Annotated in this window: 19 protein-coding genes; 7 read left to right on the top strand and 12 right to left on the bottom strand. The window is 28.3% G+C overall.

What is annotated here, in order from left to right; translation table 11 throughout:
• Window positions 1-25 precede the first annotated feature (25 nt).
• The 4 genes from hypB to BR69_RS0113985 form a co-directional block, all read right to left on the bottom strand.
• On the bottom strand, window positions 26-694 hold the full coding sequence (hypB, locus tag BR69_RS0114000; protein ID WP_027633730.1) for a hydrogenase nickel incorporation protein HypB: 669 nt from the start codon (window positions 692-694) through the stop codon (window positions 26-28).
• 126 nt (window positions 695-820) lie between these two features.
• On the bottom strand, window positions 821-1,801 hold the full coding sequence (locus tag BR69_RS0113995; RefSeq protein ID WP_027633729.1) for a DUF5692 family protein: 981 nt from the start codon (window positions 1,799-1,801) through the stop codon (window positions 821-823).
• Window positions 1,802-1,931: 130 nt separating this feature from the next.
• Window positions 1,932-2,507, bottom strand: coding sequence for a TetR/AcrR family transcriptional regulator (locus BR69_RS0113990; RefSeq protein ID WP_027633728.1), 576 nt, complete (start codon window positions 2,505-2,507; stop codon window positions 1,932-1,934).
• Window positions 2,508-2,683: 176 nt separating this feature from the next.
• Window positions 2,684-3,322: a Vat family streptogramin A O-acetyltransferase gene (locus tag BR69_RS0113985; RefSeq protein ID WP_027633727.1), complete on the bottom strand. Its 639-nt coding sequence runs from the start codon at window positions 3,320-3,322 to the stop codon at window positions 2,684-2,686.
• Between the two features lie 782 nt (window positions 3,323-4,104).
• On the opposite strand from BR69_RS0113985, the gene BR69_RS0113980 reads away from it, so the two are divergent.
• Window positions 4,105-5,625: a thiol-activated cytolysin family protein gene (locus BR69_RS0113980; RefSeq protein ID WP_027633726.1), complete on the top strand. Its 1,521-nt coding sequence runs from the start codon at window positions 4,105-4,107 to the stop codon at window positions 5,623-5,625.
• 52 nt (window positions 5,626-5,677) lie between these two features.
• On the opposite strand, the gene BR69_RS0113975 is transcribed toward BR69_RS0113980, so the two are convergent.
• Window positions 5,678-6,925, bottom strand: coding sequence for a cation:proton antiporter (locus tag BR69_RS0113975; RefSeq protein WP_027633725.1), 1,248 nt, complete (start codon window positions 6,923-6,925; stop codon window positions 5,678-5,680).
• Entirely contained in the window at window positions 6,925-7,551 is a 627-nt protein-coding gene (locus BR69_RS0113970; RefSeq protein ID WP_027633724.1) for a TetR/AcrR family transcriptional regulator, read from the bottom strand. Before BR69_RS0113970 ends, BR69_RS0113975 begins: the two co-directional genes overlap by 1 nt.
• A 482-nt stretch (window positions 7,552-8,033) precedes the next feature.
• Here BR69_RS0113970 and vanR point away from each other — a divergent pair, with 482 nt between their 5' ends.
• The 6 genes from vanR (at window position 8,034) to BR69_RS0113940 (ending at window position 13,982) form a co-directional block, all read left to right on the top strand.
• A complete protein-coding gene (gene vanR / locus BR69_RS0113965; RefSeq protein ID WP_027633723.1) occupies window positions 8,034-8,732 on the top strand; it encodes a VanR-ABDEGLN family response regulator transcription factor in 699 nt (232 codons plus the stop codon).
• Complete coding sequence (locus BR69_RS0113960) at window positions 8,710-9,849, top strand: sensor histidine kinase (protein WP_034849943.1); 1,140 nt, start codon at window positions 8,710-8,712, stop codon at window positions 9,847-9,849. Before vanR ends, BR69_RS0113960 begins: the two co-directional genes overlap by 23 nt.
• Window positions 9,850-10,056: 207 nt before the next feature.
• Complete coding sequence (locus tag BR69_RS0113955; RefSeq protein WP_027633721.1) at window positions 10,057-11,022, top strand: D-alanyl-D-alanine carboxypeptidase family protein; 966 nt, start codon at window positions 10,057-10,059, stop codon at window positions 11,020-11,022.
• Window positions 11,023-11,422: 400 nt separating this feature from the next.
• Entirely contained in the window at window positions 11,423-12,436 is a 1,014-nt protein-coding gene (locus BR69_RS0113950) for an ABC transporter substrate-binding protein (protein WP_027633720.1), read from the top strand.
• A gap of 3 nt (window positions 12,437-12,439) precedes the next feature.
• A complete protein-coding gene (locus BR69_RS0113945; protein ID WP_027633719.1) occupies window positions 12,440-13,210 on the top strand; it encodes an ABC transporter ATP-binding protein in 771 nt (256 codons plus the stop codon).
• Complete coding sequence (locus tag BR69_RS0113940) at window positions 13,197-13,982, top strand: ABC transporter permease (RefSeq protein WP_027633718.1); 786 nt, start codon at window positions 13,197-13,199, stop codon at window positions 13,980-13,982. The genes BR69_RS0113945 and BR69_RS0113940 overlap by 14 nt, the downstream gene beginning before the upstream one ends.
• A gap of 207 nt (window positions 13,983-14,189) precedes the next feature.
• On the opposite strand, the gene BR69_RS0113935 is transcribed toward BR69_RS0113940, so the two are convergent.
• From BR69_RS0113935 to BR69_RS21860, 6 genes are all read right to left on the bottom strand, one after another.
• On the bottom strand, window positions 14,190-14,711 hold the full coding sequence (locus BR69_RS0113935) for a GNAT family N-acetyltransferase (RefSeq protein ID WP_027633717.1): 522 nt from the start codon (window positions 14,709-14,711) through the stop codon (window positions 14,190-14,192).
• A 101-nt stretch (window positions 14,712-14,812) separates the two neighbouring features.
• Entirely contained in the window at window positions 14,813-15,985 is a 1,173-nt protein-coding gene (locus BR69_RS21245) for a GNAT family N-acetyltransferase (protein WP_051623629.1), read from the bottom strand.
• Between the two features lie 167 nt (window positions 15,986-16,152).
• Window positions 16,153-16,848, bottom strand: coding sequence for a class I SAM-dependent methyltransferase (locus BR69_RS0113925; RefSeq protein ID WP_027633716.1), 696 nt, complete (start codon window positions 16,846-16,848; stop codon window positions 16,153-16,155).
• Between the two features lie 61 nt (window positions 16,849-16,909).
• The gene (locus tag BR69_RS0113920; RefSeq protein WP_027633715.1) at window positions 16,910-17,416 is read right to left on the bottom strand and encodes a GNAT family N-acetyltransferase; all 507 of its coding nucleotides are present in this window, start codon (window positions 17,414-17,416) and stop codon (window positions 16,910-16,912) included.
• Between the two features lie 252 nt (window positions 17,417-17,668).
• A complete protein-coding gene (locus BR69_RS0113915) occupies window positions 17,669-17,860 on the bottom strand; it encodes a hypothetical protein (RefSeq protein ID WP_027633714.1) in 192 nt (63 codons plus the stop codon).
• A gap of 55 nt (window positions 17,861-17,915) precedes the next feature.
• Entirely contained in the window at window positions 17,916-18,074 is a 159-nt protein-coding gene (locus tag BR69_RS21860) for a hypothetical protein (RefSeq protein WP_160169955.1), read from the bottom strand.
• Window positions 18,075-18,317 lie beyond the last annotated feature (243 nt).

The raw sequence follows: 18,317 nt of genomic DNA, 5'->3' as shown, positions 1-18,317 counted from the left end.
AACATAAAGTTTCATTATGGTTTTATTATTCATTCCAACTTTTCACTTCACTTCTTATCCAATTTGCCCATTCCTCAACCCCTTCACCTGTTTTAGCGCAAATTGGTATAACTTTTATATTAGGATTTATTTTCTTTACTCTTTCCTTAACTGCCTCTAAGTCAAAATCAAAAATATTTATTGTGTCCATCTTATTAATTAGTAAAACATCAACAATAGAAAACATTAGAGGATATTTTAGTGGCTTATCATCACCCTCTGGTACACTTAAAATCATTACGTTTTTTGATGCTCCAGTATCAAACTCTGCTGGACATACCAAATTGCCTACATTCTCTAAAATAGCAAAATCAATTTCCTCTGTTCCTAGCTCTAATATACCTTGCTTAGTCATATCTGCATCAAGGTGACACATTCCCCCTGTGTGTAATTGAATGACTTTTGCTCCTGTCTTTGAAACAGTATGAGCATCCACATCAGAGTCAATATCTGCCTCTAAAACTCCAATTTTCATTTCATCCTTTAATGCTTCAATTATTCTTAAAACAGTAGTAGTTTTACCTGAACCTGGTGATGACATTAAATTCACTAAAAACGTCTTATCTCTTTTCAATTCTTCTCTAAGTAAATCTGCCTGTCTATCATTATCCTCAAAAACACTTTGTTTAACTTCAATAATTTTATAAGTATCCATTTTATTATTACCCCCATTTTACTTTAAATTTCTTATTTTAAAAGTAGATTTATTAAAATCACCTAGTGATTACTAATATCCTTATTAATTTATTGTCTTCTTATAGACTAATTAGATTATTGATTTCTACTCTGAAAGCCCTTTAACTTCCTTATACTTATATAAGTTTGTATAAAGTTCACTAGAATAAGGATTTCTTTGTGTCTTAATTTTTTTATAAATCATATAAATAAACACACCTATATTAAAAAGTAATGATACCAAACTAAATAAGAAGAGTGGAACTGTATTATAAGTGGAGGTAACTGCAAAAGCACCTTTATCAATAAATCCTGGGAATGTTTGTGCAAACATACACCATAATGCTAAAGTTTGGGCACGATGCTGTAACCATGCACCTTTTCCTACTGTAAAAGCACAAATTGTAGGAGCTAAAAGTAATGCGAATCCACAATACCAAGCATGACCTGGAAGACAGTTATAAGTATAAGCAAAATTCCAAAGATCATAAGCTATAATCCAAAACCACATCATATCGGGCCAGAGCATATCTCTACTTTTATCCTTTAATGTATCTTTCCTTATACATATTCCAAGCCATCCAGTTATAGTTATGATATTCAAAATACCAGCAATACCATTGATAAAGTTCCATGGACCACCAAGTACATACATTGCCTCATCAGCTAATACTCCACCGCCTCTATATTGCATTCCAACCTGAAAATCACGAACTACAGCTTCTAATATATTAATAGCAAGTATTAAAGGTGGAAAATATAAAGCCCACTTCATTTCTGATAGTCTCCATTCCTTACCTGTAACTTTATTTTTTCCCTTAACATGCCTTATGCACCAGAAACCTATACACCCTGCTGTAGCAGAATACACTTTAGCTAAATGAAACCAATCTCTATAAGTTGTATCTCTAAGCACTGTGAACCATATTACAGAAAGAATTATAGGTAAAATGACAAAACAGAAAAATCCAACATACTTCCTTTTACGAGTTATTTCATTTAATCTAAATAGTATTGCAAAAACTAGTATCCAAATCCCCCAAACACTTAATACTGTTGCCCCTTCTGAATAATTAAAAGCAAACATATTCTCCTTCCCCCTTAGTAGAAAATTTCTATGTTCTTTTTAATTAAATCATACAATTTTTGTAAGACAGTATTCAATAGACACATTCTCTAAAGTGTATGGTTAAGAAATATTAATGTATCTACAAACTTTATTCTTTTATTTCATACTCTGCAAAAGCAGTAACTGATCTAGGAATACTTCCAGTTATCATAAGCAAAAGTTTTCTAAGAATAATCTCTGGCTCCTCTTTCATACCTTCACTTACCCAATCTAGCATTAAGCCATTAAATATATGTCTATAAAAATTAACAATGAAAACTTTATTTTTATCCTGTAATTTTACTCCCATACTATTTACACATTCTTTAACCACATTGTAGAGTAGATTATTTGAAAAATCTACAAAGTATGTCTTAGCTTCATCCCAATAAGAAGAATTATATATATGCAAAATCATTTTTGAATTTTTTTTCATATAATTCATTGTTGCTATGAACCCTTCCTCCCAGGTTTCAAAGGTTCTATTTTGCGCAATCTCCACAGATAACTCTTTGAATATTGTAAAACTAAGTATGTCCATAATATCCTTGAAGTAATAATAAAAGGTTTGTCTATTTACTCCCCCTTGTGCACAAATATCTTTTACTGTAATTTTATCTATGGATTTTTGGTTCAATAAATCCTTAAATGAATCAATTATTATAAACTTCCCCTGCTGTTTCATAAACTTTTCCTCCATAATATAAATAGATATTTTGTCTTTTAATCCAATTTATATATTAAGAAATTCTTTATTCATTGCTTTTGACAAAACAACTATAAATGACCAAATACCCTTTTTGTACCATTTTAATTAGTATTTTACTTATTCATTGTTGAAAAGGCAAGTTTCATTAAGATTTATTTTATAGACTTAATTTTATCTAAATCTGGGCTACAAAGTACCTGAAGGTTTTGAAAAATCTTTTCCTTTGGCCAATCCCACCATTTTAACTTTAGTAGATAATCAATTAGTTCATCATCAAACCTCTTTCTTATAATTCTACATGGATTACCTCCTGCAATATGATATGGAGGCACATCCTTTGTTACCACAGAATTAGCAGCAATAATTGCCCCATCCCCAATATTAACTCCAGGCATCACTGTAACATTTTGTCCAATCCATACATCATTTCCAACTATGGTATCACCTTTCATGGTCAAATCTTCAATATTAGGTGTAACTTCTTCCCATCCATTACCCATAATATTAAATGGATATGTGGTTACAGAGGTCATTCTATGATTTGCACCGTTCATAACAAATTCTATTCCTTTTGCTATTGCACAGAACTTTCCTATAATTAGCTTATCACCTATAAATTCATAATGATGGGTAACATGTTCTTCAAAGTTTTCTGCACCATCTATATCATGATAATAGGTATAATCACCAACCTTAATATTATTATTTTTTATAACATTTTTTATATAACAAATTTCCTTTATATGTTCATTAGGGTAAATACTATTTGGATTTGGTCCAAGTTTATTCATATATATCCTCCTTACATAAAAATAAAAAATCCCTATGGATGAACAATATCATCCATAGGGATTTTTTTATATAAAGCTCTTTTATTATAATCAAATTAAACTTAATACACAGAAATATTTCATTGTACTATAAAGAAACATATCTATTCTTAATATGTGTATTTGTAGTTATTTTATTTTTATATAAAAGAATTTAATAGATGATATTGTTCTTAAAATGCATAATTAAATAAAGCTCTATTATAGAACCCTAAAAGCATTTTAAACTATTTAATTATAATAGTTTAGTTAAGAACTGTTATATTCATCTCCTTAAATCTCCTTTTTATATAATTATAATTTTATTTCAGTATATAATTTCTTATTAATACTGTCAACACACTTTAATATTTAGTCAGCTATTTATATCATTAAATTAAAATCACGCTAGATTCTTATATATTCTGTGTTTATGTATGGCTTTAAATTAATTATTTACAACATTTTAAGAACTATACCTTTATATAATAACTTTAATTTTATTTATTTATATAAGAAATACATAACCATTTCCTCTATCCATTTAGTATTATAAATTTAAAATTCAAACCTCATCCTATTAAAGATTATTAAATACTTTAGAATACCCAACTTATAAACGATATTAAATTATATAATAAATAACACAAAACATAAGTCATAAATATATCCATAATTTCCTATTTATTCGAATATTCTATCAATTGATTTGCTTTATATGTAGAATTATGGTATAATTTACATATAAAGAAGGGGGGATTTCTTTGAAAAGGCTAAAAAACTTTAAACTGACAAAACTACTAATATGTATATTTCTTAGTTTAGGCATTATCCAATATCCAGTTATTTCACTTGCTGAATCAAATACAGCAAAAGAAACAAGCAATTCTGATGATATTGATACAGGCATCGCAGGGTTAAACTATAATAAAAATGCAATTTTAGCAACACCTGGTGATAACATAGAAAGTTTTGTTCCAAAAGAGGGCTTACATTCAAATGGAAAATTTATAGTTGTTGAACGTAATAAAAAATCCCTTACAACTTCACCAGTAGATATCTCAATCATTGATTCTATGAATGATCGCACATACCCTGGAGCAATACAACTTGCAAACGATTCTTTTGTAGAAAATCAACCTACTTTACTAATGTGTAAAAGAAAACCTTTAAATATTAGTATAGACTTACCAGGTATGAAAAGAGAAAATAAAATAACTGTTGAAAACCCAACATATAGCAATGTCTCAGGAGCAATAGATGAATTAACATCTACTTGGAGTGAAAAGTATTCATCAACACATACTCTACCTGCTAGGACACAATACTCAGAATCTATGGTATATAGTAAATCTCAAATTTCTAGTGCTCTTAATGTTAATTCCAAGGTTATAAATAACTCTCTAGGAATTGACTTTAATGCTATAGCAAATGGAGAGAAAAAAGTAATGGTTGCTGCATACAAACAAATATTTTATACAGTAAGCTCAGAACTACCTAATAACCCATCAGATCTTTTTGATGATAGTGTTACTTTTCAAGAGCTCACTCGTAAAGGAGTAAGTAATACTGCTCCTCCTGTTATGGTATCGAATGTAGCCTATGGTAGAACAATTTATGTTAAATTAGAAACAACATCTAAGAGTAAAGATGTACAAGCTGCCTTTAAAGCCTTACTTAAAAATACTAACGTAGAATCTAATAATCAGTACAAGGATATCTTTGAAGAAAGTTCATTTACTGCCGTTGTATTAGGTGGAGATGCAAAAGAGCATAATAAAGTTGTAACAAAAGACTTTAATAAAATACGAAATATAATTAAAAACAATGCAGAGTTTAGTCCTAAAAATCCTGCATATCCAATTTCATATACCAGTGTTTTCTTAAAAGATAATTCAATTGCAGCTGTTCATAACAAAACAGATTATATTGAAACTACATCTAGAGAATATTCTAAGGGTAAAATACTTCTTGATCACTCTGGTGCATATGTTGCTCAATTTGAGGTATCATGGGATGAATTTGCATATGATAAAAATGGAAAAGAGGTTCTCTTCCATAAAACATGGGGAGGAAACTATGAAGATAAAACTGCTCATTACTCTACAACAATACCTACTCCAGCCAATGCAAAGAATATAAGAATTTTCGCAAGAGAATGTACAGGCCTTGCTTGGGAGTGGTGGAGAACAATAATTGACGAATATAACGTACCTTTAACAAATGAAATAAAAGTTTCAATTTGGGGAACTACATTATATCCAAGAGCTGAAATTAAATATTAGTTATAAAAAAAGAGTAACCTATAAACTAGGTTACTCTTTCTTTATATTTATTTTACTTACTTTCACAAAGTTCAACATAATCTTTTTTATTGAACTCTCCAGCCAATTCAAAAGCTTTCTTAGCAACAATTACTGCTATAACTTCATTTATTACTGCTGCCGCTGCAATTGTACCTTGTATAATTTTTGCGCTTTCTGGATCACTACCAATTAAAGTAGAAACTGCTATTCCAGTAAATACTAGTGAAACCCCTGAATGTGGTAATAAGGTAAGTCCTAGATATTTCTTTACAGTCTCCGGTGAATTAGTAACAGTTGCCCCAATAAATGCTCCACCATATTTTCCTACTGCTCTTGAAACAATATAAATTACAGTAAATAATCCTGCACCTAAAATTAGATGATAATCAAGTGGAGTACCTAAATTTAATATTACTATTATCATAGATATACCTAAAACAGGATTAAATCCACTCATGATTTCATTTAATCTTTCTTCTGAAATCATATTAGAGAAGGTAGCTGAAAAAGCCATTCCAATTAACATGAAATTTAACACTGGTTTAGGTAACACTGTATTATTAAATATAAGCCCTACACCTGCTGCTATTAATATAGTGATAATTAATAGTCCCATAGTTTTTGGTAATGTATTATGTTTTTTAAGTACATACCCTGCTAAAACTCCTGTAACAACTCCAATAATAATTGGCAATAAAACAATTACTAGAATCATATACATTGGGATCTTTTGTTCTGAAATATTAGCAGCTATAATTGATATGGTTGAAAAAAATACGACAACAGCCACCATATCATCAAGGGCTGCCATAGGGATTAATGTTTTAGTTACAGGCCCATCTGTTTTAAACTCTCTGACAATAGATAAGGCTGGTGCTGGTGCTGTTGCAAGAGCAATACCTCCAAAAATAAAAGAAAGATATATTGGAACACCTGTGAAATAGAATATCCCTGCAAACACCAAGGTAACTACTAAAAATGCTCCTAGTGATTGTGTTAAAGTTGTTATTATAATTTGCTTTCCTGACTTCTTAATTTTATTCCAAACTAGTTCAGTTCCAATTAAAAGTCCTACTACGCACTCCAAAATTTCTATAATAACTTTATACCATTCTGCACTTAAAATAGCTTCATTTACAAGGCCTAATGCATGAGGTCCAAGTATCATCCCTGTAATTAACCATCCTAAAATAGCAGGTAGCTTAATTTTTGACACTAGTTTACCAACAAAAAAAGCTATTACAACTGCTGATAATAATCTTAATATTAGTTGTATCATTATTTTCCCTCCTCCTTAGCAATACCATAAAGCATAATATTTAATATTTTTTCAAGTTTTATTTCATGATCTTTAATTAAAGTATTAAAGTCACAACTTTCATATTTCTCACTTTCAAAATATCCATTAAACATTTCCTGAAGAATCCAAAAATACTCCATTGCCTCTTCTTCTTTTATTTCTTCTCTTAGAGTTATTTTGCTTAATGCATATCTATAAATCTCCATATTAATATGATCAAATTTCTTTCTTATAAGTTTAATTTCTTCTCTTAAATGTGTAGGTGGTTGTAAAACAGCATTAACAAATATATTGCTTAAATAAATATTTTCCCTAAAAAAACTATATCTTAAATCTAAGCACTTTTTTATAATTCTTTGAAAATCATCATCTTTAAATTCTTCTCTTTTAAGATAATCTACAAATTTATTAAAACAATGGTCCACAGTGCTTAAAAATAAATCATCCTTATTTTTATAATAGTGATATATAAGACCTTTTGAAATATTATTATCACTACAAATATTATTTAGAGATGCATCCCCATAATTTTTAGTACCAAACTCTATAATAGCTGCATTTAATATCTTCTCTTTACTAATCTTATTTTTTTCTTTTTGATTCATTTCTTCTCCTCCATAAAAAATATCTATCAGAATATATACTTATAACACAAAAACAAACCAAGTGGTCTATATTTAGATTATCAAAAACAGACCACCTAGTCAATAAGTTAAATATAAAATCTGCTTTCTATATTATTTTTATTTTTTAAACTTAATTGTACATAAATACTTATACTAGAGAATCGATTTATTGGTAGCAATATATACATTAGTATAAGTACTTTTTAATATATATAAGTTCTAATATTAAAACTACATTCAATTCAGTTGAAACTTATTGAGTCATCAATCAGTGAAATGTAAATTACTTAATGCACTATATATTAATTTAGTAAATATCCAATATATAGAATATTGACTATAGCTTCTCTTTAACTTAATATAATGATATGAATTTATGGAAATATATACTTAAATAAAAAAGCAAGTATCTATAAGAGTTAAGTAATTTTATTACTTAATATAATAAGGAAGGTGGATGTATGCCTACTAAAATTTTAGTAGTTGAAGATGAGAAATCAATCGCTAATTTGATTGAATTATATTTAAAAAATGAAAACTTTACAGTTTTCAAATGTTATACAGGCGCAGAAGCAATAAGGGTTATAGAAACTGAAAAGTTAGATATAGCTATTTTAGACATTATGCTTCCAGATATAGATGGATTCTCTATTTGTCAAAAAATACGCGAATCCTATAACTTTCCAATTATTATGTTGACTGCAAAGGATGAAGAAGTTGATAAAATTACAGGTTTAACATTAGGAGCAGATGACTATATTACCAAGCCATTTAGACCCCTTGAACTAATTGCAAGAGTTAAGGCACAGTTAAGAAGATTTACAAAATACAACCAATCAAATACTTATCCAAAAGAAGACATAATTTCTATAGGAGGGCTAGTAGTAGATAAAAATACTCATCAGTGTTTTTTAAATGAAAAGCCATTGTCTTTAACCCCTACTGAATTTTCAATTCTATGGGTTTTATGTGAAAATAAAGGTCAAGTTGTAAACTCTGAAGATTTATTTAAGAAAGTTTGGGGAGATAAATACTTTACTAATAGTAATAACACTATTATGGTTCATATAAGACATTTAAGAGAAAAAATGAATGATCCTGCTGAAAATCCAAAATACATTAAAACAGTATGGGGAGTTGGTTATAAAATTGAAAACTAGAAAAAATGATTATTTAGCATTTAAAAGAAAAATCTTCTTTAAAGTATTATTACTTGTGTTAGCAAGTGCTGGATTTCTAATGTTACTAGCTTCCTTATTACAAGGTCGTTTTGGTAATTGGATTGTAACATTCTTAATGAATAAGTTTTATTTATCTGAGCCAGATGCATTTACTATTAACCATTATATCTTTCGTAATAACAAAGATATAATTCTGTTACTTTCTAGTGCTATTTTTTTCTTAATTATTTTTAAAGTTGCTATTTCTTGGTTTACAAAGTACTTTGATGAAATCATCAATGGTATGGATAATTTAATGAAAGGTTCTGATAAAGAAATTCAGTTATCTCCAGAAATGAACTTTATGGAAACCAAGTTAAATATGTTTAAACATATTCTAGAGAAGAGGGAGAGAGACGCAAAACAGGCAGAGCAAAGAAAAAATGATTTAGTTGTTTATCTAGCCCATGATATAAAGACTCCTCTAACTTCAGTTATTGGATACTTAGATTTAATGTCAGAAGTACCTGATATGCCTGTAGAACAAAGGGCAAAATATATGGATATTACTTTAGAAAAAGCTAATAGACTTGAAAGACTCATAAATGAGTTTTTTGAAATTACCAGATATAATCTTCAAACCATTGTATTAGAGAAAAAGAATTTTAATTTATCCTATATGTTATTTCAAATGGCAGATGAATTTTATCCAATGCTTTCTGAGAAAAATCAAGAATCTGTTGTAAATGCAGACGATAATACTATGTTTTGTGGTGATCCTGATAAGCTTGCAAGAGTATTTAATAATGTATTTAAAAATGCAATTGCATATGGTTATGAAAATAGTAAAATTACCATAGATGTCATTAGAGAAGATACTAATGCCATTATAACTTTCAAAAATTATGGAAATAGTATTCCACTTCAAAAGTTAAATAGTATATTTGAAAAATTTTATAGACTTGATGAGTCTAGAGGTACGGAAACTGGCAATGCTGGTCTAGGACTTGCTATCGCTAAAGAAATTATAATTTTACATGAAGGTGAAATTTATGCAGAAAGCAATGATGATTATACAATATTCCATATAAAAATCCCTGGGATAATCAATAACTAAAAAGCACTATTCCTTTATGATATGAAAATTCATAGAGGAATGGTGTTTTTTTATTTACTCTATATTTTAAAACTTATGAAAATAATAAGCAGTCCTTAAGAGAATCTTAAGAAGTCTATAAGCCATTATTTATACAAAAAATATTCACTTTTATTAAAATTGTCTTGTAAGAAACATTGTAATTTACCTTTAGGGAGGAATATTAATATGACATATTATAAACAAAAAGGAAAAAAGAAAAATATAAAATATTTTGTTTTAGTACTATCTTCATTGCTCGTATGTATATCAGCTATATTTTTACTAAAAAATATAATGGATGAAGATATTACTAAAATAAAATCACCTATAAAATCTCAAGATCCCGTAATATCTAATAATATTAATAAAACTTTAAATACCAACTCATTATATAGTTCAAACGCTATACTTATTTCATTAGATAATAATGAAATATTATTAGATATATCCTCTAATGAAAAAATCTATCCAGCATCACTTACTAAGATTATGACAGCAATACTTGCAATTGAAAATTCACCAGATTTAAACAAGCTGATTCTGCTTCCAAAATCTATGTTTAAACAATTATATTCTAAAAATGCTTCAATGGCAGGATTTTTACCTAATGAAAAAGTGGAGGCAATAGACTTGATTTATGGTGTATTACTTCCTTCTGGAGCAGAAAGTTCTATTAGCCTTGCAAATTCAATTTCAGGTTCTGAAAAAAAATATGTAAAACTAATGAATGAAAAAGCTAAAGAACTAGAAATGAATGATACTAATTTTACTAATACCACAGGATTACATGATAAAAAACATTATAGTACTGTGAAAGATATTTCAAAGTTACTAAAATACGCACTTAAAAATGATACTTTTCGAAAGATATACACCTCAAAACAGCATACTACAAAAGCAACTAATCTTCATCCAAATGGTATCACTTTTCAAAGTACAATGTTTAAACATATGGACAAATCAACTGTAAATAAGGGTACTATCCTAGGTGGAAAAACTGGTTATACAGAAGAGGCTAAACTCTGTCTTGCAAGTCTAGCTAAAGTAGATGGAAAAGAGTATATTCTAGTAACTACTAATGCAAATGGAAGCCCTAATACAGAACAATTAAATATCTTAGATGCATTTGCTGTATACAATAAAATTCCATAAAAAGCACTTATCTAAATTATTAATAGTAAACTAAATAGTCTTAAGTCTTTCCTTATATGTATATAACTATCTAATTACAGTATAAAAATCTCCATTATGGATTTAATGGGGATTTTTATTATTTTTCTTAAATCTATTGATTACTTATTTATTACCTACATATATAAAATCATATACACTATTACCTTACTCTCCAAATAATTCTTCCTTACTGACTATTAGTTTAAAATATCAAAACTTATAACATATTTATAATCATACTTAATTACGTTCTACCATTAAAATAACTATTGTTAAAAACTTATTCTTAACACAAATCCTTATTCCTTCATATTATAGATTGAAACAATTTTTACAACAGAATACTTATATTTATTAATTAACCAAAGGAGGAAAGTAAATGAAAAGAAAAACTTTAAAGTCCTTAATATCTTTAGGACTTGTTCTAATAATAACCTTATCCTTTGCTGCATGTAAAACTAAGGACAATAAAGAATTAAAAAAAGTTAGGCTTAATGAAGTAGTTCGTTCTGTATTCTATGCCCCTATGTATGCGGCTATTAATAATGGATATTTTAAAGATGAAGGTATAGACATAGAGCTTTCTACTGGACAAGGAGCTGACAAAACTATGCAACAAGTAATAAGTGGAAGTGCAGACATAGGTTTTTGTGGCCCTGAACAAGTTATTTACATTCACAATCAAAAGAAAGATAACCTTCCTATAGTGTTTGCTCAGTTAACTCAAAAGGATGGTTCCTTCTTAGTTGGAAGAAAGGAAAATAAAGACTTTAAGTGGAGTGATCTTAATGGCAAGACTATTATAGGGGGAAGACCTGGTGGTATGCCTGAAATGTCTCTTGAATATGTTTTAAAAAATAATGGTGTTGAAAATAAAAAGAATGTTGATATAATTACTAACCTTGCATTTACTGCTACAGCTGGAGCTTTCAAATCTGGAACTGGAGATTATGTCGCATTATTTGAGCCTACAGCTTCTATGCTAGAGAAAGATAAGTCAGGTTATATTGTAGGATCTATTGGTAAGTCTGCTGGTAATATGCCTTACACTAGCTTCTTTGCAACAGAAAGCTATATAGATAAAAATAGTGACTTATTAGAAGCTTTTACAAGGGCAATATATAAAGGTCAAACTTGGGTTCTTAAAACCTCTAATGAAGAAATAGCAAAGGCTATTGAAAGTTTTTTCCCTGGAACAGATAGAGATATAATAGTAAGTGTTATTAAAAACTACAAGGATATAGATGCCTTTTCTAAAACCCCAGTTATTAAAGAAGAAGAGATGAATAGACTTATGGATATAATAAGTTCTTATGATAATACACTAATTCCAAATAAACCATCCTTTGATAAATTAGTTACCAACAAATTCTCTGAAAAGGTAGTTAAATAAGCTATGGATTTAATGAATATTAATAATATATCTATGAATTATCACTCTGAAAAAGGGGAAGTAGAAGCTTTAAAGGATATTTCTTTCTCCATTAAAGAGGGTGAATTTATATCCATAGTTGGGCCATCTGGTTGTGGTAAATCTACTCTTCTTAATATAATATGTGGTCTTATTAAACCATCTAAGGGAAGCTTACTTCTTAAAGGTAAAGAAATTCATGGTCCTAATGAAAATCTTGGATATATGTTTCAAAAGGATCACCTTTTCCCTTGGCTTGATGTTTTTCAAAATGTATCCTTAGGTCTAAAAATTCAAAAGAAATTAAACAAAGAAAAGGAAGAAATGCTTCATGCCCTTTTAAATAATTATGGTTTAAAGAATTTTAAACATCATAAACCATCAGAGCTTTCTGGTGGTATGAGGCAAAGGGTTGCCTTAATTAGAACTCTTGCTTTAAATCCATCTATTCTACTTTTAGATGAACCCTTTTCTGCTCTTGATTACCAAAGCAGGCTAAAGGTTAGTGATGAAATATATAACATTATAAAACTTGAAAATAAAACAGCTATTATGGTTACCCATGATATATCAGAAGCAGTTTCTATATCATCTAAAGTTATAATATTATCAAAACGGCCTGCTACTATAAAAGAAGTAATAAATATTAGGTTTTCCAAAGAGTATTCCACTCCACTAAAAAGAAGAGAAGCTCCAGAGTTTAGAGCTTACTTTAACACTATTTGGAAGGAGCTTGATTTAAATGAAGGTAAGTAGTACCCATGAGGCTTATTTAAAGGAAGTTAAAAGAAATAAGCTTCTTGTAACCTTAACTAGGATTGGAATACTAGTAATATTTATAGCTCTTTGGGAAATATCTGCTTATTTTAAATGGATAGATCCTTTCCTTTTCTCTAGCCCTTCTAGAATGGTGAAATCTCTAGTTTCCTTTTATAATGATGGTACCCTATTTAGACATATATTTATTACCTGCTATGAAACTGTCTTAGGCTTTATATTAGGTACTATCTTAGGAACTCTGGTAGCCATAGTTCTTTGGTGGTCTAAGTTTATCTCTAAAGTTCTTGAACCCTATTTAGTAGTTTTAAATGCTCTTCCAAAGGTAGCCTTAGCTCCAATTATAATTTTCTGGGCTGGTAATGGAACTTCTTCTATAATTATAATCGCTCTTCTTATATCCATTGTAGTTACTATAATTTCTGTACTCTCTGGATTTAACGAAGTAAGTGAAGATAAAATAAAGCTTCTTAAAACCTTTGGTGCTAATAAACTTCAAACATTAAATCACTTAATAATTCCAGCATCTATCCCAACTCTAATGTCTGCCCTAAAAATAAATGTAGGTTTATCTTGGGTTGGAGTTATTATGGGAGAATTCTTAGTAGCTAAAGAGGGCCTAGGCTTTATCATTGTATATGGTGGCCAAATTTCTCAATTAGACATGGTTATGATGAGCATAGTTATACTATCTGTAATAGCTTATTTAATGTATGTGTTAGTGGCATGGATTGAGAAAAAAGTATCTTAAATAACAATAAAAAAATCACTATTATTTTATTAGTTAATTTACTTTAAATATATAGCTCTAAATATTAAAGTCGTTTATGCCATACTTTCTATAATAAAAAACTATGCTAATTTTAATATATATAATGTACCCTCTAAGATAGGCTTTTTTTATTACTGTCTATCATATAAGGTACATTATATATTTAGCATAGTTTTTTATCTTTAATTATTCATTAAGCCATTCTTCTTTTAAGATTGCCATAATAATTTTATTATGAAATTTTCCATCTCTGTAAGATGCTTGTCTCATAACTCCTTCTGTTTTGAAGCTTGCATTAGTGTATGCCTTAACTGCTCCTATATTTTCTTCTGAAACAGTAAGCATAATTCTATTAAGTCCTAATTCTTTAAAACCTCTTTTAACAATTTCTTTAGTTACAAATGTTCCAATACCTTTTCTATAATAGGATTTATCACCAATGAATATAAAATATTCCCCAGATAAATTTGTCTCACTAATTCCTGCTATTCCAGCATATCCAATTAATTTTTCCGTATCCTTATCTATAATTGCTTTATTGTACGAAGATTCTTCTAATAAAAGCATATCAAACCAATGTGATATTTCCTCATCACTTTTCATTTTCTGGAATATAGATAAAGAATACCTTATAACCTCTTTATCCTTTACCCATAAGAAGAAATGTTCTTTATCTGAGACTTTTAAATTTCTTAATTTAATATTCATCTAATCCCCTCCTATTAATCTTTCGTGAATGAAATATACATTATTATTCTTAGCTTCAATATATTTTCATATATTTATAAATTATAATAAGCTATAGAATCCTATACTATGTATTTCCTTAAGGTGAGCCACTCCTGTCTTAGAACACCCAACACATATTCATCATAATAATTACCATTCCTATAAACAAATGATCGATTTACTCCTTCTAATTTAAATCCAATTCGTTCATACAAATTAATACTATTTCTATTAAAAGCAAATCCTCCTAAGTAAACCCTATGCATATTCATTTCTAAAAATACAAAGTCTGTAAAAAGCTCTATGGCTTCCCTACCATATCCCTTTCCTCTTTCCCCTATATCATAAATTGATATGCCTATCATAAGATTTCTATTTCTATGATCAATTGTATCAGCATCGATGGTTCCAATAATTTCACCATCTTTTTTCTTTATTCCAAAAGATATTCTTTCCTTTAAAAAATATAAATCATTCTCATTTTTAGAACTTTCTAGAATTGAATTTAAACTTATTGGTGCAGCTGCACCAATAGATGCATAGTTCTTATCATCTGAATTTAAGCTTAATCCATAAATTTTTTCTGCATCCTCAGAAGTAATTAATGTTAAATCTACCTTCTCTCCAATTAAGAGCTTTTTATTTGGAGGTACATTGGTCTTAATCATATAATCTTTATCTATATTAAAACACTCTTTTTTTAAAAATTCATTTATATCATTTACGGTAAATGTTTTATTTAAATAATCATACTTTGTAATTCCTAGATGATATATATCTTCATAATTTCCATTTATGAAAAGACGCTGACGAGAACACACTTCTACACTAAATCCACATTTAAAAAAAGTATCCATATCTCTTATTCTACTACTTCTTACATATACATTTAATTTATTGAAATTTAAATTTTGAAAACAAAAATTTACTATCATATTCAACGCTTCTACATTTAATGTATCTGTGTTCTCACTAAGGGTATTGAAGTTCAAAAAAGTATATCCATTCCTATGAAATGTAAAATCAAAGGAGCAACTAGCAATTATATCTTTGTTAGCTGTTTCAATTACATATACTCCTTTAATATCACTTACTCTCCTAATTTTATTTTCAATAAGTTCTAAAGTAATTTCCCTTGGAAGCTTTCTAGTAGTCATATTAATAGCAAAGTTCTTGTCTTGGTTTTTTTCTTCTAGCAATAAAAGTTTTTCTGCATCCTCTATCTCAGCTAGACGTAAATTTAATTGTTCCATGTTTATAATCTCCATTTCTATTTAATTTAGAACTTTTTTCAAATTAAAAATCAATAGGGTATCTTCTTCAGTTTTAAACAACTCAATCTATTTGAACCAATACATATAACTCAGAAGATGTTTCTTAAACAATTCAGCTTAAATAACATAAAAGTAATTCCTTGCTACTATAGTTTTTCTAAGATATAAACTCTATTATACTGATCATACTCTTTATAATATACTTCCTCATATCTTAAAATCTTGAATCTTTTTTTAAAGAAGTTATCTGATTTATCCTTAGTTACATTCCAAAAATATAAACCGCTTTTCTCTTCATAAAAATCCTCATCTAATTTCTTAAATTCCCATTGAGTTCTTTTTTCACTACATATATAAGAATTTAACTTAATAAAAAGTCTTCCTCTAGGTTTAAGCAGTCTTGTAGCTTCATTTATTAACTCCTCTCTATCTAAAGGCGTTATATTATCAATTACGTTACTTAGGATTATTCCATCGAAACTTTCTTTTTTAAGCTCTTTAAGCTTTTCTACTCCACCTAATACTATATTACACTTATTTAAAATCCCATTGTCTAGTGCTACATTTCTTACAAGCTTTATAGCTTCCTCACATATATCAATAAATGTTATTTCTTTTCCACCCTTACATAAAGCTCTAAAACCTAATCTTCCTGTACCACATCCAAAATCTAATACCTGTCCTTCTCCTAGTATCATACTATCTATAACTTCTTCTAAAATTCTTTCTGGTACTGTATCTACCTTTATCTCCTCAAAAGGGTCATATATCTCATAATTTCTAAATATATTCCGCCAATAAACTTTTGTTGTTTTATATTCATCATATTTTTCTTTATTCATTATAAATTACCTTTATCCCCTATTATCAAGTCTTTAAACTTTTTCCTACCATAAACTATTTTTAATTAAGATCTTTTATATATCTACACTCTTTTAATACCTTTCCTATTGTTATATTATTGGTGGTGCCTTCATACTTAAATCCCATCTTCTTATAAAACTCTATAGCATCATGGTTCTCTTCAAGAACCCAAAGAGTAGCTTTTTTATATCCTTTCTTTTTAATCTCCTCCAAGCCCCATTTCATAAGTTCATATCCCATACCTTTTCTAGTACAGCTTGGAAGTAAATATATTCCCCAGACTTCTCCACAGGTATCATCCATATCTTTATCCCTACATTTTCCTATACAAATAAATCCAACTGCAATGTTTTCTTCAAATAAAATAGCATCCTCTTCTACGCCTTCAGTTAATGCTTTTTTAAATCTCTCATATCTCTTTTCCTCATTTATCTTCTCTAATAAATTACTTGGAACTATATTTTTATATGCGTCTTTCCATGAAGAACAATGTATTCTTCCTAGTTCTCTCGCATCATCCACAGTTGCATAACGAATATAAAGCATCTATAATTCCCCCTCCCATTTTCTCTAATTACCCATATTCTTTTTTATTAATTAATTTCTTATATAATAGAATCTATTCTAAAAACATAAATTCATTCTATACTTACCTAAAATATTTAAAACTCTAATACCCTATATAAACTATTTCTAAATCAACTTATTGTTTCACTAAATAGCTTTCCTAATATAAGAAATATTCTTATATTAATTTTCGCCCTATATTTATAAAAATTTATATTGATTTAGTATATATTAAATCTTTACTCCAAAATATAATCTATGAATACTGTATCCAAGTAAGCTCTCATCTTCACAATTTTCAAAATGGTAATAAAGCCACTTATTAAAATCCTCGTCATTAAAAGAATTTACTTTATCCCTCACTATATATCCTACTCCATCTGTAGCAATATTAAATATAGGTTTAACCCTTAAATCTTTCATACTTTTTCTTAAATCCTTTTATGCTATCCCATAAAATAAAGCGTCACATCCTCTCCTATGTTCCCTCACAAGGATCAATTATTCTAGAATCTTTATTAAATATTTCCTCAAAATATCTTATTGTTGTTAGATACTCAATACTATGACTTTTATCTCTTACTAATCTACCATCCTCATTATAATTCTCTTCGTAATACTTAAAAATCTCCTCCATAGTCATCTCTCCTTATTAGCTGTGGATTCTTAAATTGAAGTTTATATATTAATTAACATAACTTCCTATTTCTAAAACCCTTATTTTTCTTTTAAATTAAATTCTTCTTTAAGGAAAGGTTTCCTATTAGTTAACTCTTTTCATTAAAACAATGTTAAAGTTATAAGTTTAATGTTAAAACCATATATAATAAAACTTAAAATTACTAATTTAACTTTTCTAATCTTCTGTAAATTGAATTTA

Source organism: Clostridium hydrogeniformans DSM 21757, assembly GCF_000686705.1.
GTDB lineage: Bacteria > Bacillota > Clostridia > Clostridiales > Clostridiaceae > Clostridium_Z > Clostridium_Z hydrogeniformans.
Note: the sequence above shows the minus strand (reverse complement) of the source record. Positions and strands in the feature narration are given on the sequence as shown.